Here is a 26459-nt window from a genome sequence, read left to right on the forward strand (position 1 = left end):
CAGGACTGAATAGACATCCTGTAGGACCGCAGGCGCCGACCGTCCCGACCTGGGGGACGATCAGGCACACTGGACGTTTGGTCGCGCCGTCCGGCCGTACGGAAAGGTTGCCGCGCGTGAATGGTCCACTGATCGTCCAGTCCGACAAGACCCTGCTCCTGGAAGTCGACCACGAGCAGGCCGACGACTGCCGTCGGGCCATCGCGCCGTTCGCGGAGCTGGAGCGGGCACCGGAGCACATCCACACCTACCGGGTGACACCGCTGGGGCTGTGGAACGCGCGCGCGGCGGGGCACGACGCCGAGCAGGTCGTGGACGCGCTGGTGCAGTACAGCCGCTATCCGGTGCCGCACGCGCTGCTGGTCGACATCGCCGAGACGATGGACCGGTACGGCCGCCTGACCCTGAGCAAGCACCCGGCCCACGGGCTGGTCCTGACGAGCACCGACCGTCCGGTCCTGGAGGAGGTGCTCCGCTCCAAGCGGATCGCGCCCCTGGTCGGCGCCCGTATCGATCCGGACACCGTCGTGGTCCATCCCTCCGAGCGGGGGCAGATCAAGCAGACCCTGCTGAAGCTGGGCTGGCCCGCCGAGGATCTCGCGGGGTACGTCGACGGCGAGGCGCATCCGATCGAGCTGGCCGAGGACGGGTGGGCGCTGCGGCCCTATCAGAAGCAGGCCGTGGAGAACTTCTGGCACGGCGGCAGCGGGGTCGTGGTCCTGCCGTGTGGGGCGGGGAAGACCCTTGTCGGCGCCGGGTCCATGGCCCAGGCCAAGTCGACCACCCTCATCCTCGTCACGAACACCGTCTCCGCCCGGCAGTGGAAGCACGAGCTGGTGAAGCGGACGTCGCTGACCGAGGAGGAGATCGGTGAGTACAGCGGGACGCGGAAGGAGATCCGGCCCGTCACCATCGCCACGTACCAGGTGCTCACCACCAAGCGGAAGGGTGTCTATCCGCACCTGGAGCTGTTCGACTCCCGGGACTGGGGGCTGATCGTCTACGACGAGGTGCATCTGCTGCCGGCCCCCGTCTTCAAGTTCACGGCCGATCTGCAGGCGCGGCGGCGGCTGGGCCTCACGGCCACCCTCGTGCGGGAGGACGGGCGCGAGTCGGACGTCTTCTCGCTCATCGGCCCCAAGCGGTTCGACGCACCGTGGAAGGAGATCGAGGCGCAGGGCTACATCGCGCCCGCGGACTGTGTCGAGGTGCGGGTCAATCTGACGGACTCCGAGCGGCTCGCGTACGCCACCGCCGAGACCGAGGAGAAGTACCGCTACTGCGCGACGACCGACACCAAGCGGAAGGTCACGGAGGCCATCGTCCGCCGTTTCGCCGGGCAGCAGATCCTGGTCATCGGCCAGTACATCGACCAGCTCGACGAACTGGGCGAGCACCTGAACGCCCCGGTGATCAAGGGCGAGACCTCCAACGCCCAGCGCGAGAAGCTCTTCAACGCCTTCCGGGAGGGCGAGATCAGCGTCCTCGTCGTGTCCAAGGTCGCCAACTTCTCCATCGACCTGCCGGAGGCGACCGTCGCCGTCCAGGTCTCCGGCACCTTCGGCTCCCGCCAGGAGGAGGCCCAGCGCCTCGGCCGCGTCCTGCGCCCCAAGGCCGACGGCCACCAGGCCCACTTCTACTCGGTCGTCGCCCGCGACACGATCGACCAGGACTTCGCCGCCCACCGCCAGCGCTTCCTGGCGGAGCAGGGGTACGCGTACCGGATCATGGACGCAGACGAACTCCTGACAGAGAGCTGAACGACCCGACCGACACGGGCCGCGGGGCGGTCCGGACACACGAATGCGGCCCGTTCACACGCCCCGCGGGGCCGGACGCACGACCCGCGGGGGCAGGCGCAACCCACGCTCCCGTCCCCACGAACCTGCGGGACCGGACACATGACCCACGGGCCCGGGCGCAACCCGCGCTCACGACCCCCGGGGGGGGCCGGACGCACGACCCCCGGGGGCCGAACGCAACCCACGCTCCCGTCCCCACGAACCTGCGGGACCAGACACACGACCCACGGCCCTGTCCGCACGACCCGCGGGGACCGCACGCACGCCTCCCGGGGCCGGGCGCAACCCGCGCTCCCGTCCACACAACCCGCGGGACCGGACGCACGCCCACGCACTCCCGTCCACACAGCCCGCGGCCCCCGTCCACAACCCGCCAGGGCCAGGCGCCCGACCCGCGGCCCCATCCACACCCCCGCGGGCCCGTCCTCGCGGCCCAGCTCAGGGTGTGCAGGTCGCTCACGGCGTGCGGACCGCTCAGGGCGTCGGCAGCGTGAACACCAGCAGTAGCACGAACAGCGGCGGCAGGAGTGCGGTGATCGCGGCGCCGGTGCGCCAAGCCGACCAGCGGCGCTGCCAGGGGAGTGCCCATGCCGTGATCCAGGCCGCGAGTGTGGGCAAGGTGCCGAAGGCGAGAGTGCCGTAGATCACGGACAGCTGGGTGTTGAGCGCCGGCGAGCAGTCGTCGGGACCGCAGCTGTCCGTCGCCATGGCGGAGAGCCCGCCGAGGAGCAGCGCGGCGGGGCCCAGGAACGCCAGGAGGATCGTCGCGACGAGCGGCGCGATCCACGCCCTGGAGTCCCGCTCAGCCACGTCCGACCGGGCCGGGGGCCGTGCCGCGATGTGCGTTGTCGTCATGCGTGCAGTGAACCGGCCCGGCAGGTGCCGGGGCACCGGTGCGCGTACTCATCCGGCGGGTGATCACGTACTCAGCCGTCGGCAGGAGCAGCACCAGCAAGAGGTACGGCGACGCCAACGGCTGCTGCCACCAGGGTAGTTGCAGGTCCAGATCCCCCTCATGCGGCAGCAGCCACATCGTGCGGGCGGTGAAGACGAGGGCCACGAGCGCGGCCGTGCGCGTACGGCCCTCCGCCAGGAGTACCGCGATCAGCGGGACGCACCACACCCAGTGGTGGGACCAGCTGATCGGTGAGACCAGCAGCGCCGTGAACGCCGTCAGAAGGATCCCGTGGCGGTCCTCGACGGCCCGCGCGGCCAGCCACAGGCCGGTGAGCGCGACCGCCGCGCAAGGCAGCGCCCAGGCCGCCGGGCCCGGTGCCGGGTCGCCGAGGGCGCGGGTGATCAGCCCCTGCAGCGACTGGTTGTCGACGATCCAGGCCTTGCCCACGCGGTCCGTCTCGTAGAGGCGGCGGGTCCAGAAGTCGAGGCTCGCGGAGGGCTGGGCGAGGGCGCCGAGCGCGACCGTCCCGGCGCAGGCCGCCGCCGCCGTCGCCGCCTCCCGGTGTCGCCCGCGCAGCACCAGGTACGCGATGAAGATCGCCGGAGTCAGCTTGATCCCGGCCGCGATGCCCACGGCGGCGCCCTTGAAGCGGGCGCCCGACGGCCGGGTGAGGTCCCACAGGATCAGGCAGGCCAGGGCGAGGTTGATCTGGCCGAAGAGGAGGGTCTGGAAGACCGGCTCCAGCCAGAGGGCCGCGGCCGTGGCGGCGCACAGGGCGGTTCGGCGCGGGAGGCGGGTCCTCGCCGGGCCCGACAGCCGGGCGGAGAGGTGGACGAGTACGACGAGCAGGAGCGCGTTGCCCGCCAGGAAGGTCGCCTTGAGGGCCGTCACCGGGATCAGGGCCGCCGGCACGAAGAGGAGTGCCGCGAAGGGCGGGTAGGTGGCGGGGAGCTGCCACTCGGTGACGGTGAAGCCGTAGAGGTCGCCGCCGCGCAGGACCGCCTGTCCTTCCGCCCGGTAGACCAGTGCGTCGGCCATCGGGATGCGCTGGTGGAGGCAGAGGGCCGTGAAGGCCGCCAGGGAGAGGCCGGAAACGATCAGTAGGAAACAGGGAGTTGCGGAACGTGATCGGCGGGTCACGCGGTGACCCTAGACGGTCACCTGTGGCGGACGCCCACCTCCTCGCCGTACTCGCCGAGGATGATCACGTCGAAGGCCGCACGTGCGAACACCTTGACGGCGCGCAGGGCTTCGCCGATGCGATGACGGTGGTGACTCCCCTGGAGCGCTGTCGCTCCGCGGGGACCCACGGGGGCTGGGTTGATGGTTGCCGCGCTCATGTCTCCATGATGGATCCGCGGGCATAAAGACCGCATCGGCCTGCGGTCCCAGGCCGCGTACTACCGCCGTACACCTCCGGACGGACCCCTTCCCCCCAGGGAGTAGGGCCGCATCCCCTAGGGGACGGAACATGGGCAGGAATACGGGAGGAATCCGAGGCGGAATACGGGGGGGGAATACGAGGGGGGAATCCGAGGGGGCAGGGCGCAGACACGGCGCGGACACGGCGCGGACACGGCGCGGACAGGGCGCGAAATATTCGGTGGCGTTCGCCCTCCCCGCTCACCTAAAATCTCCGCTCTTGCCCGCCTCCCCCGCGGAGTGCCGCCGCCCGGACGGAAACCGGTCGGCTCTCTCGATCACCTACCTGTAGGTCCCCCCGGAGGCACCCCCTTGGCCACGCCCGTCGACGACCCGCTCGACCCCCTCGACCCGCTCGACCCCCTCTCCCGAGAGCGCTCCCACCTCGCCTCCTCCCGCGCCGCCCTGCGTGCCATGCGGGAGGACGTCGAGTCCCTCGACATCAGCGACGTCACCGCGAACTGGGTCAACGCCGAAGTCCTCACCCGCCAGATCGACGAGCGCATCAAGGCCCTGGCCGACCTCAGCGACACCCCGCTGTTCTTCGGCCGGCTCGACTATCTGCACGCTCCCGGCGCCGAGGAGGCGGAAGGCGCGGAGGGCGAGCGCTTCTACATCGGGCGCCGGCATGTGCACGACGCCGAGGGCGACCCGATGGTCATCGACTGGCGGGCGCCGGTGTCCCAGCCCTTCTACCGGGCGTCCAAGAAGGACCCGTTGGACATCGGGCTGCGCCGCCGCTTCGGTTACACGGGCGGTGACCTCACGGCGTACGAGGACGAGCACCTCTCTGATCCGGAAGAGGCGGCCCGGACCAGCAAGCTGCTCCAGCAGGAGATCGAGCGCCCGCGCGTCGGCCCGATGCGCGACATCGTGGCGACGATCCAGCCGGAGCAGGACGAGATCGTACGGTCCGGGCTCGGCGGAACCGTGTGTGTGCAGGGCGGCCCGGGCACCGGGAAGACGGCGGTGGGCCTGCACCGGGTCGCGTATCTCCTCTACGCCCATCGCGAGCGGCTCGCCCGCACCGGCACGCTCGTCATCGGACCGAACAAGTCCTTCCTGCACTACATCGAGCAGGTCCTCCCCGCGCTGGGCGAGTTGACGGTCCGCCAGGCGACGGTGGACGACCTCGTCGCGCACGTCGAGGTGCGCGGCACGGACGACGCGGCGGCCGCGGTGATCAAGGGCGACGCGAGGATGGCGGAGGTGCTGCGGCGCGCCGTCTACTCACACGTGACCATGCCGACGGAGGCGGTGGTCGTCGTACGCGGATCCCGCCGCTGGCGCGTTGCGGCGTACGAAGTCGAGGAGATCGTCCGCGAGTTGCTCGCCCGCGACATCCGCTACGGCGCCGCCCGCGAGGCCCTCCCGCAGCGCATCGCGCACGCCGTGCTGGTGCAGATGGAGCGGTCGGGCGAGGCGCCGGACGACCGGGTGCAGGACGCGGTGGCCCGCAACAGCGCGGTGAAGGCCGCCGTCAAGGCGATCTGGCCGCCGGTCGACCCGGCGAAACTCGTCCTGCGCCTGCTCGCGGACGCGGACTTCCTCGCCGTACACGCGGCGGGGCTGCTGAGCGAGGACGAGCAGAAGACGATTCTCTGGGCGAAGCCGGCGAGGAGCGTCAAGTCGGCCAAGTGGTCCCCCGCCGACGCCGTGCTGATCGACGAGACGAACGACATCGTCGCGCGCACGCCCTCCCTCGGCCATGTCGTCCTCGACGAGGCGCAGGACCTCTCGCCCATGCAGTACCGGGCGGTGGGCCGCCGCTGCACGACCGGTTCGGCGACGGTCCTCGGCGACCTGGCGCAGGGTACGACCCCCTGGGCGACGCGGAGTTGGGACGAGGCGCTGGCCCACCTCGGCAAGTCGGAGGGCCTCATCGAGGAGCTGACGGCCGGCTTCCGCGTCCCGACGGACGTCATCACCTACGCCTCCCGCCTCCTCCCCCACATCGCACCGGGCCTGACGCCGGTGGTGTCGATCCGCGAGAACCCGGGCTTCTTCGAGGTCCGTGAAGTGTCGGAGACGGCCGAAGTCGTCGCCTCGTGCGAGGAGTTGCTGCGCAACGAGGGCTCGATCGGCCTGATCGCCGCGGACGCCCGGATCCCGGCCCTGTCGGAGGCGCTCACGGCGGCGGGGATCACCTACCTGGCCCCGGGTGAGGAGACGACCCAGCAGACCCGCCTGACGCTGGTCCCTGCGTCACTCGCGAAGGGGCTGGAGTACGACTACGTCGTCCTGGACGAGCCGCAGGCGGTGGTGGACGGGGAGCCGGACGAGCGGACGGGGCTGCGGCGGTTGTATGTCGCCCTGACGCGAGCGGTGTCGGGGTTGATCGTGGTGCACGCGGCGGCGCTACCGGCGCAGCTGGGCTGAGGCCGGGGGGATCGGGGGCGGTGACGTCTCGGCGAGCCAGCTCCCGTCCTGGAACTCGGCAGGGATCTCGTCCTCCCACGGATCGATCCCTCGGCTCTCCAGTTCGTCGAACCACCGATCCCGCTGCGACGCGGGGAGGCGCTGTCCACACCAAGGACAGAAGTCGATCCCGATGCTGGATGTGCCGCCGTCATGGATGATCAGGCCGTACTCCTGGAACTTGGCGCTGAATCGCATCAGGGCGTCCGGGCAGGCGGAGGGGTCGCCGTGCCGGTCGCAGTGCCAGTTCACTCGGCTCGTCATCGCGTCGCAGCAGTGTTCAGTCATGGCCTCAGCTCATGTTGATCAGCAATTGACCGGAAGTAGATCACGGCCTGGCCATCAACGCCGGACTCCTACGAAACCTCGTCCAGCACAGCCCGCCACTCCGCCACAGCGGCGACGGACACCGGCCCGTCCCAGCCGTCCGGCCTCGCCGCCCCGCCGATGTGGAACGCGTCGATCCCGGCGGCCAGCAGCTTCGGCACATGGTCGAGTCGCAGCCCCCCACCCACCAGAATCTGCTGCTCATACCCGGGCTCCCCACCCCTCGCCGCACCCCTCGCCGCCTCGGCGAGCAGCGTGGGAAGCCCGTCGTCCACACCCACCGCCGACCCGGCCGTGAGATACGTGTCCAGCCCCGGCATCCCATCCAGCTGCTTACGCAGCGCGTCCCGGTCGGCGGCCCGGTCGATGGCCCGGTGGAAGGTCCACCGGCACCCGTCCAGCTCGCCGACCACCCGCTCGACGGCCCCGAGGTCCACCCCACCGTCGGCATCGAGAAACCCGAGCACGAACTCCTCGGCCCCGGCGTCCCGCATCTCCCGCGCCACCCGCACGACCCGCCGCACGTCCCCCACCGCGAACCCGTCCGCCAGCCTCAGCATCACGCGCAGATCGATGTCGACGGCGGCCCGGATCCCGGCGTAGGCCTCGACCGACGGGGTGAGTCCGTCGGCCGCCATGTCGGTGACCAGTTCGAGCCGGTCCGCACCCCCGGCCTGGGCGGCGACCGCGTCCTCGACCCCGAGGGCGATCACCTCCAGGACTGCACGCTTGCTCATGGGACCCCATTCCTCGGCATTCGACGGCGCTACAGATGTAGCTACAGGCCTAGCTACGGACCCGGCTACAGGTCTAGTCCAATCCAGGGTACGCCTGCCCCACCGGAGATCCGCTCAACCCATGCCGCCGCCACCGGACCCGCCGGTCACCCGAAGATGTTCAGCTCCCCCGCCTCCACCCCCGCCAGCTCATAAGCCGCCCCCTCCACCGGCCGCCCCGCATACAGCCGTACGAGCGTGGCGGCGTCCCCGATGTACCGCGCCGGTGGGCGCGGGGCCGCCGCCTCCCCGAGGCGCAGGGGCTCGTCGACGTCGTCCAGGTCGGCGTGCAGCGGGACGTGCCGTCGCTCCCGGGTCAGCCACGCGAGCAGCCGGAGCGCGTCGGGCAGCCCGGCCCCGGCATACGCCCCCGGCTCCCCGAGCACCTCCCGTACGTCACCGGCATGCACCCACTCCCCGAGCGCGACGCCGTCCAGGGCCCCGCCGGCCTTGGCGATCACCGGCCCCGCCTCGGTCATCCCGCGCTCCAGCTCGTCGACGACCTGCGCGTCGCTCCAGTCGGCCCGCTCGGCGATGTCCCGGTCGTTGGACTCGGGCGAGAAGACGCCCTCCTCGAAGCGGTGCTCCACCACCCGCATCAACACGGCCGAACAGTGCGCCAGCACATCCCGCACCGACCACCCCGGACACGCGGCGGTCGGCAGCGCGAAGTCCGCCTCCGCCCTCCCCCGCAACAGCGGAACCAGCGCATCCCGCTCGACCACCAGCAACCGCCCCGGCAGCTCGGGATCCCGTACGTCGTGCACGTCAGCAGAAGTCATGGCGTCCACGCTAGGGGGCGGTGCGTGTGCCCGGGAGAACGCCGACACACCCGCCACAATGACGCCATGGCCGACCTCGACGCCCTCCGCGCCCGCTTCACCCGAGCCCTCGACGCGACCCGCTCCCCCGCCACCACCCCCGACCCGGCCCCGTACGCCGACAACCTCCTCACCCGCTGGCAGGAACCGCAGCGCCACTACCACACGCTCACCCACCTCACCGCGGTCCTGGACCACATCGACGAGCTGGCCGACCACGCCGACGACCCGGACGTCGTACACCTCGCCGCCTGGTTCCACGACGCCGTGTACCTCCCTGAGCGCTCGGAGAACGAGGAGCGCTCCGCCCGCCTCGCCGAACGCGCCCTGCCGGAGGCCGGTGTCCCCGCCGAGCGGACCGCCGAGGTGGCCCGCCTCGTCCGCCTCACCACCACCCACGCCCCGGCACCGGACGACCGCGACGGCCAGGTCCTGTGCGACGCGGACCTCGCGATCCTCGCCGCCCCGCCCTCCGCGTACGCCGCCTACACGGCCGCCGTCCGCGAGGAGTACCACTTCGTCCCGAACGACGCCTTCCGCGAGGGCCGCGCCGCGATCCTGCGTCAACTCCTCGCCCTGCCCAGCCTGTTCAGCACGCCGTACGGGCAGGAGAAGTGGGAAGCCACCGCCCGCTACAACCTCTCCTCCGAGCTGGAAATGCTGTCGCTCTGACCAACGCGCCGCCGTAGCCTGCACGGCATGCGAGACATAAGCGGGGAACGCGTACAACAGGCCGTGGCAAGCTGCGTGGCGCTGCTGCGAACGGCGGCGGACCGGGACTGGACGGCCGTCGGCGCCGGACGGCTGGAGTGGGACTGCCACGCCACCGCGTTCCATATCGCCGAAGACCTCATCGCCTACGCCGCCAACCTGGCCGGACGCGCGCAGGACGACTACGTCCCGTTCGAGATCACCCTGGACGACGGCACCGACAACGAGGGCCTGCTGCAGGTCATCGAGACGACCGGCGCCCTGTTCACCGCCACCATCCGCACCACACCCCCCGAGGTGCGCGCCTTCCACCCCTACCCCTTCCGCAGCGCGAACCGCGAGGGCTTCGCGGCGATGGGCGTAGCGGAGGTCCTCCTCCACACGCACGACATCGCCGAGGGCCTGGGCCTGACCTACGAACCGCCCTCCGAACTCCCCGAGTTCGTCCTCACCCGGATCTTCCCGCACGTCCAGCCCGGCCCCGACCACTGGCGCACCCTGCTGTGGGCCACCGGCCGCGGTGACCTGCCCGGCCGCGCGCCGGTCACCGAATGGCGCTGGCGCAACAACCTCGTCATCCCCACCGACCGCCTCACCCTCCAGGGCGTCACCCCCGCGGCCGCCGCCGACCTGAGCGCGGGCGGCGACGGCGGGTTCACCTGGGTCGTGGGCGGTCCCTTCGAGGGGACGCGGGAGGCGGCCGGGATGACGATGAAGGCCTACGAGACGGGCGTGCACCGTCCCGAGTTCGGCCTGTTCGTCCTCGTACGCAAGGAGGACGACCTCGCGGTCGGCGGCATGGGCTTCCACGGCGTCCCCGACGAGGAGGGCCGGGCGGAGGTCGGCTACGACCTCGTGGAGGGCGTCCGCGGCCGCGGTTACGCGAGCGAGGCGCTGGACGCCCTGTCGGAGTGGGCCCTGGCCAGGGACGACGTACAACTCCTCTGCGCCATCGTCGACGCCGACAACCTCCCGTCACAGGGCGTCGCCACGCGCGCCGGGTATGTGCGGGCGACGGTCGAGGAGGAGCGGGCGGTGCAGGAGGGGCCCGACATGGACCCGACGCTCCGGCTGTACGTCCGCAGGGGGCGTCCCGCGGCGGCCTAGCCTGGGGCGGAGCCGACCCGCACCGCCGTAGGGAGCCGCCATGTCGTTCACCGACGAGGAGATCGCCTACCTCACCACGAACCCGCTCGCCCGCCTCGCCAGCCTCTGCGCGGACGAGCAGCCGGATGTGGTGCCGGTGGCCCTGGAGTTCGACGGGACCCACTTCTGGGTCGGCGGGCCCCGCGCGGAGGTCCTCGACACCCGCAAGTTCCGCAATGTCGCGCGCGGCCGCGACAAGGTGGCCTTCGTCGTGGACGACCTGCTCTCCATCGAGCCGTTCGTCGCCCGTGGCATCCGGGTGTACGGCGTCGCGGACGGCCCCGTGGAGCGGGTCGGCATGGTGGGTCCCGGTCACTACCTGCGCATCACGCCGACGCTCTCGTGGAGCTGGAACCTGTCGGACCCTCCCCGGCCGTCCGGGGACACCTGGTATCCCATGCGCCGGGCCACGCACGCGTGACCCACGTCACGTTCGCTCATGTCACATCCCGCCCGGCCGTTCCGTCATATCTGCGTAACCCGACGACAACGGCAAGGGAGTTGGCCATGAACGCCCGCTTGAACCTCTTCGAGAACCCGATCGCCGGCAAGGTCATCAAGCACTTCGGGGCGGCCGGCAAGGTGGTGCACGACTCGCCGCTGCCGCTCAGCATCCAGCACCTTGTGACGCTCCGGGCCAGCCAGATCAACGGCTGCGGCTTCTGCACCGACATGCACAGCAAGGACGCGGTGGCCGCCGGCGAGGACTGGCTTCGCCTCAATCTGGTCGCGGCCTGGCGGGAGGCCACCTGCTTCACCGAGGCCGAGCGCGCCGCCCTGGAACTCACCGAGCAGGGCACCCGCATCGCGGACGGCGCCGGTGGGGTCCCGGACGAGATCTGGGAGAACGCCGCCAAGCACTACGACGAGGAACAGCTCGGCGCCCTGGTGATCCTGATCGCCATGATCAACACCTACAACCGGCTGAACGTCATGATCCAGCAGCCCGCGGGCAGCTACCAGCCCGGCCAGTTCGCCTAGCCGGGAGCACTGCGCGCGAGACCGAGGGGGCGCTAGCCGGCCGCCCGCCCCTTCGGCCTGCGCAACCCCGCCTCCGTCAGCAGCCGTACCACCTCACGGCTGCTGACCTCCACGGCACCCGCGCGCACCACATCGGCGTACCGATCCGACGGGATGTCGTAGTGATCCCGCTCGAAGGCCCGCCGCGGCACGCCCAACTCGTCGGCGAACGCGTGCAGTTCGTCGTACGACACGTCACTCACGAGGTGCGACCACAGCCGGCCGTGCCCCGGCCAGGCCGGCGGGTCGATATAGATCGTCACGACGTCACGCGTCTCACGTGGCTCACGCATCTCACGTGGCTTACGCGCCTCGCGCGTCTCACGCGGCTCACGAGGACGGCGCCCCGCCCAGCCCGGACGACCCCAGCGACCCCACCGCCGCGACCTTCACCCCCGCCTGGTGGCACACCCAGTGCGGATCGGGCCCCAACTCCGGCTCGACGTCCAGCGCATGCGGGTCACCGGTGCGGCACACCGGGCACAGCGGCCAGCGGCCGCGCCGTTCCAGCAGCGCGTCCTGCACGTCCTGGGCGACCAGCCCGGCCACGTACTCCACACCCTCCGGCCACTGCTCCACCCACCAGCGCCGCTGTACGACCGACTCTTCGACCAGCGATACGACGTCCGCCTCGGCGACCTTGCCCGCGACCAGGTCGGCGAGCACGAGGGCGCGGGCGGCGTGCAGCGCCTGCTCCAGCGGACTGATGGGTTCCATGGACCTATTGTGCGCACTCTTGACCAGGGCGCCGAGCCGAAAATATCTTTCATACGTGACCCAGAGAGTGAAGGAAAGTTTCGGCACCGGCAGCGGAGGAGCCGGGTCGGGCCCGGCCGGACCCCCGCCCGCCCCCGCCGCCCTCGCGGCCAAGGTGCGCACGCTCGCCCCGTCGATGACCCGCTCCATGCAGCGCGTCGCCGAAGCGGTCGCGAACGACCCGGCGGGCTGCGCGGCCCTCACGGTCACCGGCCTCGCCGAACTCACGGGCACCAGCGAGGCGACGGTCGTACGCACCGCCCGCCTCCTCGGCTACCCCGGCTACCGCGACCTGCGCCTCGCCCTCGCCGGCCTCGCCGCCCAGCAGCAGTCGGGCCGCGCCCCCGCCATCACGACCGACATCGCGGTGGACGACCCCATCGCGGATGTCGTGGCCAAGCTCGCCTACGACGAGCAGCAGACCCTCGCCGACACGGCCGCCGGCCTCGACACGGTCCAGCTGGGAGCGGCCGTCTCGGCCGCCGCCGCGGCCCGCCGTATCGACGTGTACGGCGTCGGGGCGTCCGGGCTGGTCGCGCAGGACCTCACCCAGAAGCTCCTGCGCATAGGGCTGATAGCCCACGCGCACAGCGATCCGCACCTCGCCGTGACGAACGCCGTGCAGCTCCGTGCGGGTGACGTGGCGATCGCCATCACGCACTCCGGGTCGACCGGGGACGTCATCGAGCCGCTGCGGGTCGCTTTCGAGCACGGGGCCACGACGGTCGCCATCACCGGGCGTCCGGACGGGCCCGTCACTCAGTACGCCGATCACATCCTTACGACGTCGACGGCTCGCGAGAGCGAGTTGCGTCCCGCGGCGATGTCGTCCCGGACCAGTCAGCTGCTTGTGGTGGACTGTCTGTTCGTGGGGGTCGCTCAGCGGACTTATGAGAGTGCGGCGCCCGCGCTGGCCGCCTCTTACGAGGCACTGGCGCATCGGCATCGTCGATAGACCGTAGGTATGCCAACACACCGAAGTTGAAGAGAGCCGCCTCCCTCATGACCTCGACTTCCAACCCCCGTGATCTCCGCGCCGAGTTGGAGACCCTGACCACCGAGGCGTTCCGTCCCGAGCTCGCCGAGATCGACCGGCTCCCCACCCTCGACATCGCCCGGCTGATGAACGGCGAGGACGCGGCCGTGCCCGCCGCCGTGGCGTCGCGCCTCCCGCAGATCGCCGCCGCCATCGACGCCATCGCCGACCGGATGGCGCAGGGCGGTCGGCTCGTCTACGCCGGCGCGGGTACGGCCGGTCGCCTGGGCGTGCTGGACGCCTCCGAGTGCCCGCCCACCTTCAACACCCACCCCTCCCAGGTCGTCGGGCTCATCGCGGGCGGCCCGGAGGCGATGGTCACCTCGATCGAGGGCGCCGAGGACTCCAAGGACCTGGCCCGCGCCGACCTCGACGCCCTCGCGCTCACCGCCGCCGACACCGTGGTCGGCATCTCCGCCTCCGGCCGCACCCCGTACGCGATCGGCGCGGTCGAACACGCCCGTGCGCAGGGCGCGTTGACGATCGGCCTGTCCTGCAACCCCGACAGCGCCCTCGCCGCGGCCGCCGAGCACGGCATCGAGATCGTCGTGGGCCCGGAACTGCTGACCGGCTCGACGCGCCTGAAAGCCGGAACCGCCCAGAAGCTGGTCCTCAACATGCTCTCGACGATCACGATGATCCGCCTGGGCAAGACCTACGGGAACCTGATGGTCGACGTCCGCGCCTCCAACGACAAGCTACGGGCCCGCTCCCGCCGTATCGTCGCCCTGGCCACGGGCGCGGACGACACCGACATCGAACGGGCCCTGACCGAGGCGGGCGGCGAGGTGAAGACGGCGATCCTGATCCTGCTGGGGGATGTGGACGGGCCCACGGCGACGGGGCTGCTGTCCACGGCGGACGGCCACCTGAGGGCGGCGCTGGAGGCGGCGGGGGCCTGAGGGGGCCCAAGACTGGAGGCAAGGCTGTCAGCCGCGCCAGACAAGCGTGTACCGCCAGAACAGTCGCCTGCGCATGCGGACGCCGGGCAGGACGCGACGGGCCGCACGGGCGATGCCGGAGAAGCCTGTCTCCGCCGGCCGGGTGACGGCGGTCATGGAGACCGGCCGGACCCCTGCCCGTCTTCCCCGGTTCTTGGCCCACCCCAAGACGAGGTTGAGCGGGATGGAGACGGCACCGAGGAGATGATCCACAGGCCCCTCCTCGCGGGCCAGACCGACGACCAGCAGCGTGCCGCCGGGGGCCAGTTGGCGCCGGAAGCGGGTGAGGGTCTCGGCCAGCGGCAGGTGGTGCAGTACGGCGACGCAGGTGATGACGTCGTACGAACCCTCGGGAATCCCGTCCGGCGCGTCGGCGACGACGTACGAGACCGGGAACCCGTGGGGCGTCGACTCCCGCGCCCGCCCGACGATCTCGGCGTCGGAGTCGACCCCGAGGACGGAGTCCGCCCGTCCCGCCAAGGCCCTCGCCAAGCCCCCGCTCCCGCACCCGACATCCAGGGCCCGTCGAACCCGTTCCCGGGGCAACTGCCGCAGGATCCACCGGTGATAGTGGGCGTTGTGGTCCCAGGGGTGGGCGGCGTTGAAATGCTCCAGCGCCCTCAGCAGGCGATGCGGCAGGATCGTCATGACGCCAGTCCACCAGAGGGGGAGACAACGGATGACGGCGACCACCTTCCGCATCGGCGGCGACCTGGAAGTACGACGGCTCGGATTCGGGGCGATGCACCTGCGCCCGGAGAGCGCCGAGGCCCGTGCCGCCTGCGTCGCGGTCGCCCGCCGCGCCGTCGAACTCGGCGTCACGCTGATCGACACGGCGCACATGTACGGCTGGGGAGCCAACGAGGACCTCCTCGCCGAGGCCCTGCACCCGTACCCGGACGACCTCGTGATCGCCACGAAGGTCGGCATCCGCCACACCACCTCGGGCGAGGGCTGGCGGCACGCGGGCGAGCCGGCCGACCTCCGAGCCCAGGTCGACGAGGCCCTACGCCGCCTCCGTCTCGACCGCATCGAGCTGCTCCAACTCCACCGCCTCGCCCCGGACGTACCGCTCCCCGACCAGCTCGGCGCCCTCCGCGACCTGCGCGAGGAGGGCAAGGTGGGCCTGATCGGCCTGTCCGAGGTCACGGCCGCCGAGCTCGCGCAGGCCCGGACCGTCGTCGACATCGCGAGCGTCCAGAACCGCTACAACCTCCTCGACCGCGAGCACGAACCCGTACTCAAGGCCTGCGAGTCGGCGGGCATCGCGTTCCTGCCGTGGCGGCCGGTGGCGGCGGGACAGTCGGGGGCGAGGTCGGAGATCGCCGCGGTGGCGAAGGAACTCGACGCGACCCCGACGCAGGTCGCCCTGGCGTGGCTCCTCACCCACTCCCCGGCGATCCTCCCCATCCCGGGGACGACGAGCATCGCGCACCTGGAGGAGAACCTCGGCGCGAACGCCGTCCACCTCACCCAGGACCAGTACGACCGCCTGAACCACGCCTCCGAGTCGGCCTAGAAGCACTACCAGGCACGGTCGAGTCGGTCGGCCAGGTCGGCCAGGTCGTCGGCGTGCAGGTCGAACCGGTCCGAGGAGGTGGGCGGGTCGCCGACGGGGCGGGCGACGTAGGCGGTGCGCAGGCCGAGGTGCTGTGCTCCGCGCAGGTCCCAGGCATGGGCGGCGACCATCAGAAGGCGCTCCGGCGGTCGCCCCGAGACGGTGACGGCCAGCTGGTAGACCGCTGGGTCCGGCTTGTAGGTCCGGGCGTCCTCGGCGGACAGGGCCTGGTGCCAGCGCAGTCCGGCATGGGCGTTGAGCCCCAGCAGCGCCGTCCGGCTGGCGTTGGAGAGTCCGATCAACGGGAACCGCTCGGCGAGACGGGCGAGCCCTGCCACGGTGTCGGGCCACGGCGGGAGCCGGCGACCCGACAGGGCCAGCGCCGCCACGGCGATCGGGTCGTCGACTCCGGCGGCATCGGCGACGAGCCGAGCGGCTTCCAGGTCGAGGAGGTCGCTGGTGAGGTAAGGCCGGACGCCGTCGAGCATGCGACGTTGCTCGCGGTCGATGTGCTGTTGCCACAGCGACAAAAGGTCCTCAACCCTGGAATCGTCGAGCGAGGGATCGAGTTCACGAATGCCGGCGCGGATACCGGCGGGTTCGTCGACAAGCGTGCCCAGCACATCGAACACGACAGCATCGATCTCCGGCTGCGACATGGGCATGATCTCCTGACTCCAACCCGCCTGACCGTCCCTAACGCGGCAGTCTCCCCTCCCTGTTGACCTGCCGAACCCGCGCCAACAGCTCCTCCTTCGTCGGCGCGGGCTCCACGGGCTCACCCCGCAACACCGCCACGAGCCGCTCCGCGGTGCGGACATTGCAACGCCCGAGTTGGACCAGAGCGAACGGCTCGTCGCTGGCGCCGGTTACCGGATCCACGCACAGGGAGGGCAGTACGACGCCCACACCCCTGAGCGCCTCCCGCAGGGACACCACGACTTCTTCGGTCGACCGCATCGTTGAGTTCACCTCTCCACGCAGAGTTTGCGATTCACAACACAGCGTGTCGGTCACGGCTCTAGCCTGGCCATACAGGGGACACCAACATCTCCGATGTTCGACCGGGAGCTGCCATGCCGGGACCCAAGGACCTCGACCCGTCGTCATCGCCGCGCGCGCTGCTGGGGGCGGAATTACGTCACGCTCGCGAGAAGAAGGGCCTCAGCCAGGAGGCCCTGGGCCTGAAGCTGTTCGTCAGCGGCACGTTCGTCGGCCAACTGGAGGCGGGTACGCGGCGCTTGCGGCCCGACATGGCCCCGGTGGTCGATGAGGTGCTGGACACGAAGGGTTTCTTCGCGCGGAACTGCAAGGCAGCCAACAAGTCCAGGTATCCGGAGCACTTCGCGGAGGCAGCGGAGGCCGAGGCTCAAGCGACGGCGATCAGGCAGTACGCGCCGCTCCTGATCCCCGGCCTTCTGCAGACGCCCGAATACGCGAGGGTCGTGTGCCGCGCATACCAGCCGACGGCCCCGGCGGAGAAGATCGAGCAGCTCGTGACGGCCCGGATGGAGCGCACCCGACTCCTCGACGATCCAACAGACCCGCTGTTGTGGGCGGTGATTGACGAGGCGGCTTTGCGGCGAGTGACGGGCGGACCCGAGGTGATGGCGGAGGTCCTGCGTCACATCGCAGATTTGTGCCGCCGGGGTCGGGTCATCGTGCAGGTGCTGCCGTTTGGGGCGGGAGCACATGCCGCGATGGAGGGCTCCATCAAGCTGATGGACTTCGAGGACGCTCCTCCGCTGGTCTACTTCGAAGGGGTCGGCACCGGACGGCTGGAGGACGACCCCGCGACCGTCAAGCACCAGAGGTTCACCTACGAACTCCTCACGGCCTGCGCACTCTCGCCGCAGAAGTCCCTGGCCCTGATCGAGGCGATGGCGCAGGATTACGCCCATGAGGAACATCCCTGAGCACGACGGCGTCACCTGGCACAAGTCCAGCTACAGCGGCGGCAGTGGCGGCGACTGCCTGGAAGTCACCCACGACTTCCCCACCGTCATCCCCGTCCGCGACTCCAAGACCCCCCACGGCCCGAAGCTCGTATTCCGAGCGTCGGCTTGGTCGGCCTTCGTCAAAGCGGTCAGGATCTGACCTAATCGGCTCCTAACGTGGCTGTCATGACTGAGACCACGCACAGCCCCGTCACTGCCACCGCCACCGACGAGCGCGCCGACCTGCTGGAAGCGCTGGCCAAGCAGCGGCACTTCCTGCGCTTCACCACCCGCGACCTCACCGACGAGCAGGTCGGCCAGCGGACCACCGTCAGCGAACTGTGTCTCGGCGGCCTGATCAAACACGTCACGTCGGTGGAAGGGAGCTGGGCGGCCTTCATCCAGCACGGCCCGTCGGCGATGCCCGACTTCACCGCCATGACCGAGGCCGACTTCGCCAAGCGGGCCGACGAGTTCCGGATGCTGCCGGGCGAGACGCTGGCCGGCGTGCTGGCCGAGTACGAGGAAGTCGCCCGCCGGACCGACGAGTTGGTCGCCACCCTGCCCGACCTGAACGCCGCCCACCCGCTGCCCAAGGCCCCGTGGTTCGAGCCCGAGGCTCGATGGTCGGCCCGCAGGGTGCTGCTGCACATCATCGCCGAGACGGCCCAGCACGCCGGTCACGCCGACATCATCCGCGAGGGCCTGGACGGCGCGAAGAGCATGGGCTGACGCACCGATTCGCCCGGCCCGAAGCTCAAGCGGCCAGCCCCGAGCCCTCTTTGCAAGGAATGGTTGGAGGGCCTCAACCCACCCTCCCACCCCGCGAGTTGACTTGGAGCGTTCGGCTTGCCACGCACAGTGATGGTCGTCTAGCGTGCCCGAATAACGAACAGCCCCCGCCAGGTGCTCGCAACACCTGCGGGGGCTTGACCTACGAGATCGAAGGAAAAGTTCGATCCCATGGCTGCTGCCAAGCTTAGTGCTGCCTCCCTGCCCGCGCACGCATCCCCGCACCCAATGGCCAATCCGGGTTACGGGAAACGGTCCGCGCCCGATCAACACCCCCGCACGAACCACGACTTCGCCCACCTCCCACCCCGCGAAGCCGCCATCGCCGCCTACATCGACCGCCTCCCCGACGGCGCCGACATCTCCGTAAAAACGCTGGCCAAGCAGCTCCCGTACGGACAGTGCGCCCTCCGCACGGCGCTCAACAACCTCCAGCGGGCAGGCCACTTGCGCCGAGGCCGCGAGCACCTGACCTCCGCCTCAGGCGTCGCGCACTGGATCACTCGATCGTGGTTCTCCCGTACCGCACGCGACGACGCCTGGTGGGCGGCGTTCACGCGGGGCGACGTACCGCAGGAGCCAACGGACCCTCCGGACCGCCCGCGCCCGACCCGCTCCCGCGCCCACATCGTCCTGGCAGCCCTCGGCCGTGAGGCCCCCGCTCTGTCGCTGTCGGCCGCTGAATGCGCGGCCCTCGCGCCCCTGGTCACCGAGTGGTACGCGCGTGGCGCCACCGACACCGACGTACTCCGCGCCCTGACGACAGGCCTCCCCACCCCGGTCCACCACCCGGCCGCCCTGATCCGCAACCGCCTCACCACCAAGCTCCCGCCGGAGCCCGCCCCGCCCCGCCCACCCCTCCGCGTCCTGGAGTGCGCGAAGTGCGGAGTACCCGGCCGCCCGGAGGCCCTGCCCGGCGGCATCTGCGGCGCATGCCGAGGCGAACGCGCCCCCGACGGCTACCCCGCGCCCCTGCGAGCCTCCGTCATCCATGCCCATGCGGCAGAGATCCGTGTCGCAATGTCCCAACGACGAAGAGAAAGGACACCCACATGACGGCCCCTACGGTCCGCCGACACCACACCAGGGCACGATGGGAGAAAGGAGGCGACGCCATGACCCCTGTCACCGCTGAACGCCCGCAGATGTCCGTCGAGGACTTCGAGGAACTCGTCCGCAGGGCTCCGAGGGAGCTGCAGAACAGGCTCGAGTTCCTGGGCGGGCGGCTGTGCATCCGGCACGGGCCACTCGACGTGGATGAATTCGAAGAGCTTGCCGCCGCGGCTCCGGAAACCGTTCGACTGGAGTACATCAACGGAAAAGTAGAGGTCAAGGCAGTGCCGGACGGCAATCGCCGCTCGATCTTCATGTGGCTGCTGCGCCAGTGCATGCAACACCGGCCGGACCTGGATCTCGTGCCCGAGTGCGGCGTCAAGGCGGAGGCATACCGCAAGGGCCGCGCCCGCACGGATGGCTCCCTCGTGCCGGTGGATCACTTCAGGGGCGACGGCGAGTGGTCCAAAGCCGACGGCATACTCATGGCCGTAGAGATCACTTCCCACGACCGGGACACCAACCAACGCGACCGCATCGACAAGCCCGTCGGCTACGCGGGAGCCGAGATTCCCGTCTATCTCCTCATTGACCGCGACATCGACACCATCACCGTGTACTCCGAGCCGAAGGACGGCCGGTACCTCCAGGCAGCGTCCTACCCGTGGGGGACCACCGTCGAGTTGCCCGCCCCCGTCGGCATCACCTTGGACACCGAGAAGCTCAAGGACTACGCGGACTGACGCCTACACGGACCGCATGGAGCAGCGGGCCAGTTGGAGGCAGAGCATCCCCATGTGCATGCTGAAGGCTGCCCCAGCACCTGACCAGGCCCCCGCAAGCCCCCGGAGCCACCCCATGAACCACGCCCAGCTGACCGCCTTGGGCCGAGCCCTCCGCCTCCTCGGCGAACACGGGGAGGCCCTCACCGCCACCACCCCGGACGCCAAGCTCCACGAGGTCAAGGCCGACCTCCGCCGCGCCCTCGACCTCCTGGACGAGAGCGTCACCGGCGCCGCCCCGACAACCCGCTGCCCGGAGCACCCCAACGGCCCCGTCGACAGCGCCGCCCCCGACCTCTGCCTGCTCTGCGAGACCCGCCGCCGAGCGGCCCGCCGGTCCGAGTTCAACGGACCGGGCCCCGACGTCCCCCGCTCCTCCGAGCCCTCCGCCCCCTCCCGCTACGGCGTCCGAGGCGACCGCCCCCAGCCCCAGCAGCGCTGGCTGCCGGAGCTGTGGAACGGGCAGGAGTGGCAGCTCTGCGGCACCCCGCGCCGCGACCGCCGGGAGGCCGAGCTCTATCTCGCCGCCGCGCGTCGCGGCCCGCGTGCGGCCATGGCCTACCGGCTCGTGCACGAGTTCACCGACTACGAGGTGCTGCGCGTCTGGGGTACGCCGGTGAAGGTCGACATCGAGCCGATGGGGAATCTGTAGGCCCCGGTCCCGCCGTTCGCCGTTCGCCGTTCGCCGTTCGCCGTTCGCCGTTCGCCGTTACGACCGTGCCGTCGCCCCCGCCCGCTCCGCCGCCCCCTCCGCCGCCGGCTCCCCGACCGCAGCCACCTGCTGCCTCGGGATGAACGACGCCACCACGAACGCCAGCAGCGCCGCCCCGGCGCCCACCGCCAGGACCACCTTGAAGGCGTTCTCGGACGGGAGGGCGTAACCCCCGAGGTCCGTCGTCATCTGGGCCAGGATCACGCCCGCGACCGCACTCGCCGTGGACGTGCCGAGAGAACGCATCAGCGTGTTGAGGCTGTTCGCCGCGGCCGTCTCCGAAGCGGGTACGGCGCTCATGATCAGCGCGGGCATCGAGCCGTATCCGAAGCCGACGCCGGCGCCGATGACGCAGGCCACCAGGACGAAGTGCCAGACCTCGGACATCAGGACGATGTTGAGGCCGTAGCCCGCGGCCACGATCAGAACGCCGATCATCAGCGTGACCTTCGGCCCCTTGGCCCGCGAGATGGCGGCCGACACCGGGGCCGTCGCCATCATCACCAGGCCCGACGGCGCCATGCACAGGCCCGCGACCAGCATCGACTTGCCCAGGCCGTAGCCGGTCTGCGCGGGGAGCTGGAGGATCTGCGGGATGACCAGGCTCATCGCGAACATCGCGAAGCCGACCGCGATCGAAGCCAGGTTGGTGACCAGTACCTGACGGCGGGCCGTCGTCCGCAGGTCGACCAGCGGCTGCTCCACCCGCAGCTCCCACCAGCCCCACGCCGGCAGGATGACCACGGCCGCGGCGAACAGCCCCAGCGTCGTACCACTGCCCCAGCCCCAGTCGGCCCCCTTGGAGACGGCCAGCAGCAGGCAGACCAGGCCGGCCGCCATCCCTGTGCCGCCGACCAGGTCGAAGCGCCCGCCCGTGCGCACCTTCGCCTCGGGCACGACCAGCAGCACGCATACCAGCGCCACGACACCCATACCGGCCGACGTCCAGAACAGCACGTGCCAGTCGAAGTTGTCCGCGATGAGCGCGGCGGCGGGCAGGCCGAGCGCGCCGCCGATGCCGAGGGAGGCGCTCATCAGGGCGGTGGCGGAGCCGAGGCGCTCGGCCGGGAGCTCGTCGCGCATGATGCTGATGCCGAGCGGGATCACGCCGGAGGCCAGGCCCTGGAGCACCCGCCCGACGATCATCGGGACCAGCGACTCGCTCAGGGCACAGACCACGGAGCCGCTCACCAGCAGCACGACGCTGACCAGCAGCATCCGCCGCTTGCCGTACATGTCGCCGAGCCGCCCCGTCACCGGCGTGGCGACGGCGGCGGCCAGCAGCGTCGCCGTGACCGCCCAGGCGGTGTCCGACGCCGGGGCGTCGAGCAGCCGGGGCAGCTCCGGGACGATCGGGATGACCAGGGTCTGCATCAGCGAGACGACGATCCCGGCGAAGGCCAGCACCGCCACCACGCCGTTCGACCTCGGCGGGGCGGCGGTCGGTGCGTCGGACATGGCTCGGCCTCCGTCGGCGTGCGTGAGTGAGTGAGTGACTCGTAATTGACCGAGGCAACCTTAAGTCAGTTGATTGACTTACTCAAGGGAGCCAGGTCACGTCACCGCAGGTCACGCCTCCCGGCCGCCGCCGGTCACGCCTCCCGCTCCACGAACGACCGCACCCGCTCCTCGTCCAGCTCGTACACCGTCTCGTGCGCCCGGGGATCCCGCGCATGGAAGGTGTGGAACATCGGCCCCGCCGCCCCGCCCAGTTCCACCAGCGACGCCGACGCCCCGCGCACCGCGCGCTCCGTCCCGGGCGCGGACGTCAGGTCGATGCGGTTGACCACACCCGGCGTGACCCACACCGGCACCGACTCCAGCAGCCCGAAGAGCTGGAGATGGTAGTGACCGGTCAGCACGACCCGTACGTCACTCCCCCGGATCACCTCCCCCAGCTCCCCCGGGTTCCGCAGCCCGAAGTGCGACTGGGTCGCCGAGAGGGCGAGGCTGATCGGCGGGTGGTGGAAGGCGAGGACGGTGCCCCGCTCGGCGGGCTCGCTCAACACCGCGCGCAACCAGTCAAGTTGGGTCGCGCTCAGATGGCCGTACACCTTCCCCGGCACCAGCGAGTCCAGTGTCACCAGGCGTCGGCCCGCGACCGTGCTCACCGCGGCCCGCTCCGACGCCTCGGACTCCAGGACCAGCTCCGGTTCCGGGTGCCCGCTGCCCAGCACCTTCCCGAAGGCGTCCCGCTCGTCGTGGTTGCCGGTCGTGTAGAACACCGGCGCGCCCAGCCGCCGCGCGAACTCGCCCACCAGTTCCTGTACGGCCGTGTACGCCTCCACGGATCCGTCGTCGGCGATGTCCCCGGTGACGACCACCGCGTCCACGTCCCGTTGATGCCGCAGCTCGGCGAGCATCAGGCGCAGCGAATCGGTGGCGTTGACGCCGTTCTTGTGGGGAGCGTCGGTTCGCTCGATGTGCGTGTCCGAGAGATGAAGGATCCTCATCTCCCGGACGTTATCGCGGAGTTGACGCTCAGCTCAGCGTCTTCAGCGACGCGGCGTCGTACGGCTTCAGCTCGTCGAGGCGGTCGCCGAGGACCTTCGCCGCCCACTCAGGGTCCTGGAGCAGGGCGCGGCCGACGGCCACCATGTCGAACTCGTCGCGCTCCAGGCGGTCCAGGAGGTCGTCGATGCCCTTGACCGTGGAGCCCTCGCCCATGAACGCACCGATGAAGTCGCCGTCGAGGCCGACCGAGCCGACGGTGATGGTCGGCTTGCCGGTGAGCTTCTTCGTCCAGCCGGCCAGGTTGAGGTCGGAACCGTCGAACTCCGGGATCCAGTAGCGGCGGGTGGAGGCGTGGAAGGCGTCGACGCCGGCCGCGGCGAGCGGGGCGAGGATGGCGTCCAGCTCCTCGGGGGTCTCGGCGAGGCGGGCGTCGTAGGCCTCCTGCTTCCACTGCGAGTAGCGGAAGATGACCGGGAAGGACGCGGAGACCTTCTCGCGTACGGCGGCCACGATCTCCGCCGCGAACGTCGTACGGGCCACCGGGTCGCCGCCGTACGCGTCCGTGCGGCGGTTGGTGCCCTCCCAGAGGAACTGGTCGACGAGGTAGCCGTGGGCGCCGTGGATCTCCACGCCGTCGAAGCCGATGCGCTCGGCGTCCGCGGCGGCCTGGGCGAACGCGCCGATGACGTCGTCCAGGTCGCTCTGGGTCATCGCCTTGCCGGTGGCCTCCTCGGCGCCGATGCGCAGACCGGAGGGGCCGACCGCCGGGGCGTCGGCGTAGGGCGGCCTGCCCGGCTTGCGGACCATGCCGATGTGCCAGAGCTGCGGCACGATCGTGCCGCCGCCCGCGTGCACCGCCTCGGCGACCTCGGCCCAACCCGCCAGCTGCTCCTCGCCGTGGAAGCGCGGGACGCGATCGCTCTCTCCGGCCGAGTCGTGCCCGACGTACGTGCCCTCGGTGACGATCAGGCCGACGCCGGCGGCGGCGCGGCGCGCGTAGTACGACACGACGTCCTCGCCGGGGATGCCGCCCGGGGAGAACATGCGCGTCATCGGCGCCATCGCGATGCGGTTGGGGACGGTCAGGCCGTTGATCGTGGTCGGCCGGGACAGGATCTGGGCCGCACGGGAGGCGGAGGCGGTGGTGACGGTCACGGGGAAGGCTCCTCGGGAGTGACTCTGTTAACCAGCTGGTATGTGCGCGCGCATTGTTGCACCTACTGAAGAAACCACCTATGCGCTACCGCACATTCCGCATCACGCCGGGGACAGCTGTGACCCCGGCCACGCGCAGCGCCTCAAAGGGGCGCGGGGAACTGCCATGGAAAACGCCCGAGGGCGGCACCCCCTGTCGGAACAGGGAGTGCCGCCCTCGGTACTGACGGACCGGGTCCGAGCCTTCTTGCGAAAGACTCAGAAGTCCATGTCACCGCCCGGCATGCCGCCACCGGCGGGCGCGGCGTTCTTCTCCGGCTTGTCGGCGATGACGGCCTCGGTGGTGAGGAAGAGCGCGGCGATGGAGGCGGCGTTCTGCAGGGCAGAGCGGGTCACCTTCGCCGGGTCGATGATGCCCTCGGCGATCATGTCGACGTACTCACCGGTCGCGGCGTTCAGGCCGTGGCCGACCTGGAGGTTGCGGACCTTCTCCACGACGACGCCGCCCTCGAGACCACCGTTGACGGCGATCTGCTTCAGCGGGGCCTCCAGCGCGAGCTTCACGGCGTTGGCGCCGGTCGCCTCGTCACCTTCGAGGTCCAGCTTCTCGAAGACGGAGGACGCCTGGATGAGCGCCACGCCACCACCGGCGACGATGCCCTCCTCGACGGCCGCCTTCGCGTTGCGCACGGCGTCCTCGATGCGGTGCTTGCGCTCCTTGAGCTCCACCTCGGTGGCAGCGCCGGCCTTGATGACCGCGACACCGCCGGCGAGCTTCGCCAGGCGCTCCTGCAGCTTCTCGCGGTCGTAGTCCGAGTCGCTGTTCTCGATCTCGGCACGGATCTGGTTCACGCGGCCCGCGACCTGGTCCGAGGAGCCGGCACCGTCGACGATGGTGGTCTCGTCCTTGGTGATGACGACCTTGCGGGCCTTGCCCAGGAGGTCCAGGGAGGTGTTCTCGAGCTTGAGACCGACCTCCTCGGAGATGACCTCGCCACCGGTGAGGATGGCGATGTCGTTCAGCATCGCCTTGCGGCGGTCACCGAAGCCCGGGGCCTTGACGGCGACGGACTTGAAGGTGCCGCGGATCTTGTTGACGACCAGGGTCGACAGGGCCTCGCCCTCGACGTCCTCGGCGATGATCAGCAGCGGCTTGCCCGACTGCATGACCTTCTCCAGGAGCGGCAGCAGGTCCTTGACCGAGCCGATCTTGGAGTTGGCGATCAGGATGTACGGGTCGTCGAGCGACGCCTCCATACGCTCCATGTCGGTGGCGAAGTACGCCGAGATGTAGCCCTTGTCGAAGCGCATACCCTCGGTGAGCTCCAGCTCCAGACCGAAGGTCTGGGACTCCTCGACGGTGATGACGCCTTCCTTGCCGACCTTGTCCATCGCCTCGGCGATGAGCTCGCCGATCTGGGTGTCGGCGGCGGAGATGGAGGCCGTCGAAGCGATCTGCTCCTTGGTCTCGACATCCTTCGCCTGCTCCAGCAGGGCGGCGGAGACGGCCTCGACGGCCTTCTCGATACCGCGCTTGAGGGCCATCGGGTTGGCGCCGGCGGCTACGTTGCGCAGGCCTTCCTTGACCAGGGCCTGGGCGAGAACGGTCGCGGTGGTCGTACCGTCACCGGCGACGTCGTCCGTCTTCTTGGCGACTTCCTTGACCAGCTCGGCGCCGATCTTCTCGTACGGGTCCTCGAGCTCGATCTCCTTGGCGATGGAGACACCATCGTTGGTGATCGTGGGGGCGCCCCACTTCTTCTCGAGGACGACGTTGCGACCCTTGGGGCCGAGCGTCACCTTGACGGCGTCCGCGAGCTGGTTCATGCCGCGCTCGAGGCCGCGCCGCGCCTCCTCGTCGAACGCGATGATCTTGGCCATGTGAAGTGGTCCCTCCAGGACTGGGGGTGATTCCTTCGGACCGCGCCCGCGCCCGCGACGG

30 protein-coding genes are annotated in these 26459 nt (G+C 70.7%); 15 read left to right on the forward strand and 15 right to left on the reverse strand.

Annotated features, from left to right (window positions below):
* Positions 1-116: 116 nt before the first annotated feature.
* On the forward strand, positions 117-1760 hold the full coding sequence (locus PBV52_RS21265) for a DNA repair helicase XPB (RefSeq protein WP_274240208.1): 1644 nt from the start codon (positions 117-119) through the stop codon (positions 1758-1760).
* Between the two features lie 516 nt (positions 1761-2276).
* Here the strand turns inward: PBV52_RS21265 and PBV52_RS21270 are convergent.
* The 3 genes from PBV52_RS21270 to PBV52_RS21280 all read right to left on the reverse strand — a co-directional run bounded on the left by PBV52_RS21270 (position 2277) and on the right by PBV52_RS21280 (position 4040).
* Complete coding sequence (locus tag PBV52_RS21270; protein ID WP_274240209.1) at positions 2277-2657, reverse strand: hypothetical protein; 381 nt, start codon at positions 2655-2657, stop codon at positions 2277-2279.
* Positions 2605-3738, reverse strand: coding sequence for a glycosyltransferase 87 family protein (locus tag PBV52_RS21275; protein ID WP_274240210.1), 1134 nt, complete (start codon positions 3736-3738; stop codon positions 2605-2607). The genes PBV52_RS21270 and PBV52_RS21275 overlap by 53 nt, the downstream gene beginning before the upstream one ends.
* A 119-nt stretch (positions 3739-3857) precedes the next feature.
* Positions 3858-4040 (reverse strand): hypothetical protein, encoded by a 183-nt coding sequence (locus tag PBV52_RS21280; RefSeq protein ID WP_274240212.1) that lies wholly within the window; start codon positions 4038-4040, stop codon positions 3858-3860.
* Between the two features lie 394 nt (positions 4041-4434).
* Here PBV52_RS21280 and PBV52_RS21285 point away from each other — a divergent pair, with 394 nt between their 5' ends.
* Positions 4435-6501, forward strand: a complete 2067-nt coding sequence (locus tag PBV52_RS21285; protein ID WP_274240213.1) for a UvrD-helicase domain-containing protein — start codon at positions 4435-4437, stop codon at positions 6499-6501.
* On the opposite strand, the gene PBV52_RS21290 is transcribed toward PBV52_RS21285, so the two are convergent.
* The 3 genes from PBV52_RS21290 to PBV52_RS21300 all read right to left on the reverse strand — a co-directional run bounded on the left by PBV52_RS21290 (position 6481) and on the right by PBV52_RS21300 (position 8425).
* Positions 6481-6828: a hypothetical protein gene (locus PBV52_RS21290; protein WP_274240214.1), complete on the reverse strand. Its 348-nt coding sequence runs from the start codon at positions 6826-6828 to the stop codon at positions 6481-6483. The two genes, PBV52_RS21285 and PBV52_RS21290, sit on opposite strands and share 21 nt — an antisense overlap.
* A gap of 68 nt (positions 6829-6896) precedes the next feature.
* Positions 6897-7604 carry a copper homeostasis protein CutC gene (locus tag PBV52_RS21295; RefSeq protein ID WP_274240215.1) on the reverse strand — a complete coding sequence of 236 codons (708 nt, stop codon included), beginning with the start codon at positions 7602-7604 and terminating at the stop codon, positions 6897-6899.
* A 146-nt stretch (positions 7605-7750) separates the two neighbouring features.
* Positions 7751-8425, reverse strand: a complete 675-nt coding sequence (locus tag PBV52_RS21300) for a maleylpyruvate isomerase family mycothiol-dependent enzyme (protein ID WP_274240217.1) — start codon at positions 8423-8425, stop codon at positions 7751-7753.
* A 66-nt stretch (positions 8426-8491) separates the two neighbouring features.
* Between PBV52_RS21300 and PBV52_RS21305 the strand changes: the two genes are divergently transcribed.
* The 4 genes from PBV52_RS21305 (at position 8492) to PBV52_RS21320 (ending at position 11302) form a co-directional block, all read left to right on the forward strand.
* On the forward strand, positions 8492-9136 hold the full coding sequence (locus PBV52_RS21305) for a hypothetical protein (RefSeq protein WP_274240218.1): 645 nt from the start codon (positions 8492-8494) through the stop codon (positions 9134-9136).
* Between the two features lie 27 nt (positions 9137-9163).
* A complete protein-coding gene (locus PBV52_RS21310) occupies positions 9164-10282 on the forward strand; it encodes a GNAT family N-acetyltransferase (RefSeq protein WP_274240219.1) in 1119 nt (372 codons plus the stop codon).
* Between the two features lie 40 nt (positions 10283-10322).
* Entirely contained in the window at positions 10323-10742 is a 420-nt protein-coding gene (locus PBV52_RS21315; RefSeq protein ID WP_274240220.1) for a PPOX class F420-dependent oxidoreductase, read from the forward strand.
* An 86-nt stretch (positions 10743-10828) separates the two neighbouring features.
* Entirely contained in the window at positions 10829-11302 is a 474-nt protein-coding gene (locus tag PBV52_RS21320; RefSeq protein WP_274240221.1) for a carboxymuconolactone decarboxylase family protein, read from the forward strand.
* Positions 11303-11334: 32 nt separating this feature from the next.
* Here PBV52_RS21320 and PBV52_RS21325 read toward each other — a convergent pair whose 3' ends face one another.
* Together PBV52_RS21325 and PBV52_RS21330 are read right to left on the reverse strand one after the other, a co-directional pair.
* Positions 11335-11604: a DUF4031 domain-containing protein gene (locus PBV52_RS21325; protein WP_274249489.1), complete on the reverse strand. Its 270-nt coding sequence runs from the start codon at positions 11602-11604 to the stop codon at positions 11335-11337.
* A 67-nt stretch (positions 11605-11671) separates the two neighbouring features.
* On the reverse strand, positions 11672-12058 hold the full coding sequence (locus PBV52_RS21330; RefSeq protein WP_274240222.1) for a hypothetical protein: 387 nt from the start codon (positions 12056-12058) through the stop codon (positions 11672-11674).
* Between the two features lie 55 nt (positions 12059-12113).
* On the opposite strand from PBV52_RS21330, the gene PBV52_RS21335 reads away from it, so the two are divergent.
* Together PBV52_RS21335 and murQ are read left to right on the forward strand one after the other, a co-directional pair.
* Positions 12114-13052, forward strand: a complete 939-nt coding sequence (locus tag PBV52_RS21335) for a MurR/RpiR family transcriptional regulator (protein WP_274240223.1) — start codon at positions 12114-12116, stop codon at positions 13050-13052.
* Between the two features lie 47 nt (positions 13053-13099).
* Complete coding sequence (murQ, locus tag PBV52_RS21340) at positions 13100-14035, forward strand: N-acetylmuramic acid 6-phosphate etherase (RefSeq protein ID WP_274240224.1); 936 nt, start codon at positions 13100-13102, stop codon at positions 14033-14035.
* A gap of 27 nt (positions 14036-14062) precedes the next feature.
* Here murQ and PBV52_RS21345 read toward each other — a convergent pair whose 3' ends face one another.
* Positions 14063-14722 carry a bifunctional 2-polyprenyl-6-hydroxyphenol methylase/3-demethylubiquinol 3-O-methyltransferase UbiG gene (locus PBV52_RS21345; RefSeq protein WP_274240225.1) on the reverse strand — a complete coding sequence of 220 codons (660 nt, stop codon included), beginning with the start codon at positions 14720-14722 and terminating at the stop codon, positions 14063-14065.
* A 31-nt stretch (positions 14723-14753) separates the two neighbouring features.
* Between PBV52_RS21345 and PBV52_RS21350 the strand changes: the two genes are divergently transcribed.
* A complete protein-coding gene (locus PBV52_RS21350; RefSeq protein ID WP_274240226.1) occupies positions 14754-15593 on the forward strand; it encodes an aldo/keto reductase in 840 nt (279 codons plus the stop codon).
* A 5-nt stretch (positions 15594-15598) separates the two neighbouring features.
* Here the strand turns inward: PBV52_RS21350 and PBV52_RS21355 are convergent, their stop codons facing one another.
* Positions 15599-16291, reverse strand: a complete 693-nt coding sequence (locus PBV52_RS21355) for a haloacid dehalogenase type II (protein ID WP_274240227.1) — start codon at positions 16289-16291, stop codon at positions 15599-15601.
* Between the two features lie 37 nt (positions 16292-16328).
* Complete coding sequence (locus tag PBV52_RS21360) at positions 16329-16592, reverse strand: hypothetical protein (protein WP_274240228.1); 264 nt, start codon at positions 16590-16592, stop codon at positions 16329-16331.
* 116 nt (positions 16593-16708) lie between these two features.
* Between PBV52_RS21360 and PBV52_RS21365 the strand changes: the two genes are divergently transcribed.
* From PBV52_RS21365 to PBV52_RS21390, 6 genes are all read left to right on the forward strand, one after another.
* A complete protein-coding gene (locus PBV52_RS21365; RefSeq protein WP_274240229.1) occupies positions 16709-17548 on the forward strand; it encodes a helix-turn-helix transcriptional regulator in 840 nt (279 codons plus the stop codon).
* Positions 17532-17729, forward strand: coding sequence for a DUF397 domain-containing protein (locus PBV52_RS21370; RefSeq protein WP_274240231.1), 198 nt, complete (start codon positions 17532-17534; stop codon positions 17727-17729). The genes PBV52_RS21365 and PBV52_RS21370 overlap by 17 nt, the downstream gene beginning before the upstream one ends.
* A 26-nt stretch (positions 17730-17755) precedes the next feature.
* Entirely contained in the window at positions 17756-18301 is a 546-nt protein-coding gene (locus tag PBV52_RS21375; protein ID WP_274240232.1) for a DinB family protein, read from the forward strand.
* A gap of 231 nt (positions 18302-18532) precedes the next feature.
* Positions 18533-19417, forward strand: a complete 885-nt coding sequence (locus tag PBV52_RS21380) for a hypothetical protein (protein ID WP_274240233.1) — start codon at positions 18533-18535, stop codon at positions 19415-19417.
* 59 nt (positions 19418-19476) lie between these two features.
* The gene (locus tag PBV52_RS21385; protein WP_274240235.1) at positions 19477-20157 is read left to right on the forward strand and encodes a Uma2 family endonuclease; all 681 of its coding nucleotides are present in this window, start codon (positions 19477-19479) and stop codon (positions 20155-20157) included.
* 115 nt (positions 20158-20272) lie between these two features.
* Positions 20273-20848 (forward strand): hypothetical protein, encoded by a 576-nt coding sequence (locus PBV52_RS21390; RefSeq protein ID WP_274240236.1) that lies wholly within the window; start codon positions 20273-20275, stop codon positions 20846-20848.
* Between the two features lie 57 nt (positions 20849-20905).
* Here PBV52_RS21390 and PBV52_RS21395 read toward each other — a convergent pair whose 3' ends face one another.
* The 4 genes from PBV52_RS21395 to groL all read right to left on the reverse strand — a co-directional run bounded on the left by PBV52_RS21395 (position 20906) and on the right by groL (position 26398).
* Positions 20906-22366, reverse strand: a complete 1461-nt coding sequence (locus tag PBV52_RS21395) for an MFS transporter (RefSeq protein ID WP_274240238.1) — start codon at positions 22364-22366, stop codon at positions 20906-20908.
* 134 nt (positions 22367-22500) lie between these two features.
* On the reverse strand, positions 22501-23361 hold the full coding sequence (locus PBV52_RS21400) for a metallophosphoesterase (protein WP_274240239.1): 861 nt from the start codon (positions 23359-23361) through the stop codon (positions 22501-22503).
* 28 nt (positions 23362-23389) lie between these two features.
* Complete coding sequence (locus PBV52_RS21405) at positions 23390-24517, reverse strand: NADH:flavin oxidoreductase (RefSeq protein ID WP_274240240.1); 1128 nt, start codon at positions 24515-24517, stop codon at positions 23390-23392.
* Between the two features lie 258 nt (positions 24518-24775).
* A complete protein-coding gene (groL, locus tag PBV52_RS21410; protein WP_274240241.1) occupies positions 24776-26398 on the reverse strand; it encodes a chaperonin GroEL in 1623 nt (540 codons plus the stop codon).
* Positions 26399-26459: the final 61 nt, after the last annotated feature.

Origin of the sequence: Streptomyces sp. T12 (assembly GCF_028736035.1) — a bacterium.
Taxonomy (GTDB): domain Bacteria; phylum Actinomycetota; class Actinomycetes; order Streptomycetales; family Streptomycetaceae; genus Streptomyces.

Excerpts from the sequence above, each read along its gene's own strand:
- PBV52_RS21295 (WP_274240215.1), bottom strand. The coding sequence starts at position 7,604 with ATGAGCAAGCGTGCAGTCCTGGAGGTGATCGCCCTCGGGGTCGAGGAC.
- PBV52_RS21370 (WP_274240231.1), top strand. The coding sequence starts at position 17,532 with ATGAGGAACATCCCTGAGCACGACGGCGTCACCTGGCACAAGTCCAGC.
- PBV52_RS21275 (WP_274240210.1), bottom strand. The coding sequence starts at position 3,738 with ATGGCCGACGCACTGGTCTACCGGGCGGAAGGACAGGCGGTCCTGCGC.
- PBV52_RS21360 (WP_274240228.1), bottom strand. The coding sequence starts at position 16,592 with ATGCGGTCGACCGAAGAAGTCGTGGTGTCCCTGCGGGAGGCGCTCAGG.
- PBV52_RS21350 (WP_274240226.1), top strand. The coding sequence starts at position 14,754 with ATGACGGCGACCACCTTCCGCATCGGCGGCGACCTGGAAGTACGACGG.
- PBV52_RS21355 (WP_274240227.1), bottom strand. The coding sequence starts at position 16,291 with ATGTCGCAGCCGGAGATCGATGCTGTCGTGTTCGATGTGCTGGGCACG.
- PBV52_RS21305 (WP_274240218.1), top strand. The coding sequence starts at position 8,492 with ATGGCCGACCTCGACGCCCTCCGCGCCCGCTTCACCCGAGCCCTCGAC.
- PBV52_RS21300 (WP_274240217.1), bottom strand. The coding sequence starts at position 8,425 with ATGACTTCTGCTGACGTGCACGACGTACGGGATCCCGAGCTGCCGGGG.
- groL (WP_274240241.1), bottom strand. The coding sequence starts at position 26,398 with ATGGCCAAGATCATCGCGTTCGACGAGGAGGCGCGGCGCGGCCTCGAG.
- PBV52_RS21390 (WP_274240236.1), top strand. The coding sequence starts at position 20,273 with ATGAACCACGCCCAGCTGACCGCCTTGGGCCGAGCCCTCCGCCTCCTC.
- PBV52_RS21315 (WP_274240220.1), top strand. The coding sequence starts at position 10,323 with ATGTCGTTCACCGACGAGGAGATCGCCTACCTCACCACGAACCCGCTC.
- PBV52_RS21270 (WP_274240209.1), bottom strand. The coding sequence starts at position 2,657 with ATGACGACAACGCACATCGCGGCACGGCCCCCGGCCCGGTCGGACGTG.
- PBV52_RS21365 (WP_274240229.1), top strand. The coding sequence starts at position 16,709 with ATGCCGGGACCCAAGGACCTCGACCCGTCGTCATCGCCGCGCGCGCTG.
- PBV52_RS21280 (WP_274240212.1), bottom strand. The coding sequence starts at position 4,040 with ATGAGCGCGGCAACCATCAACCCAGCCCCCGTGGGTCCCCGCGGAGCG.
- PBV52_RS21330 (WP_274240222.1), bottom strand. The coding sequence starts at position 12,058 with ATGGAACCCATCAGTCCGCTGGAGCAGGCGCTGCACGCCGCCCGCGCC.
- PBV52_RS21375 (WP_274240232.1), top strand. The coding sequence starts at position 17,756 with ATGACTGAGACCACGCACAGCCCCGTCACTGCCACCGCCACCGACGAG.
- PBV52_RS21310 (WP_274240219.1), top strand. The coding sequence starts at position 9,164 with ATGCGAGACATAAGCGGGGAACGCGTACAACAGGCCGTGGCAAGCTGC.
- PBV52_RS21395 (WP_274240238.1), bottom strand. The coding sequence starts at position 22,366 with ATGTCCGACGCACCGACCGCCGCCCCGCCGAGGTCGAACGGCGTGGTG.
- PBV52_RS21400 (WP_274240239.1), bottom strand. The coding sequence starts at position 23,361 with ATGAGGATCCTTCATCTCTCGGACACGCACATCGAGCGAACCGACGCT.
- murQ (WP_274240224.1), top strand. The coding sequence starts at position 13,100 with ATGACCTCGACTTCCAACCCCCGTGATCTCCGCGCCGAGTTGGAGACC.
- PBV52_RS21385 (WP_274240235.1), top strand. The coding sequence starts at position 19,477 with ATGACCCCTGTCACCGCTGAACGCCCGCAGATGTCCGTCGAGGACTTC.
- PBV52_RS21380 (WP_274240233.1), top strand. The coding sequence starts at position 18,533 with ATGGCTGCTGCCAAGCTTAGTGCTGCCTCCCTGCCCGCGCACGCATCC.
- PBV52_RS21320 (WP_274240221.1), top strand. The coding sequence starts at position 10,829 with ATGAACGCCCGCTTGAACCTCTTCGAGAACCCGATCGCCGGCAAGGTC.
- PBV52_RS21290 (WP_274240214.1), bottom strand. The coding sequence starts at position 6,828 with ATGACTGAACACTGCTGCGACGCGATGACGAGCCGAGTGAACTGGCAC.
- PBV52_RS21345 (WP_274240225.1), bottom strand. The coding sequence starts at position 14,722 with ATGACGATCCTGCCGCATCGCCTGCTGAGGGCGCTGGAGCATTTCAAC.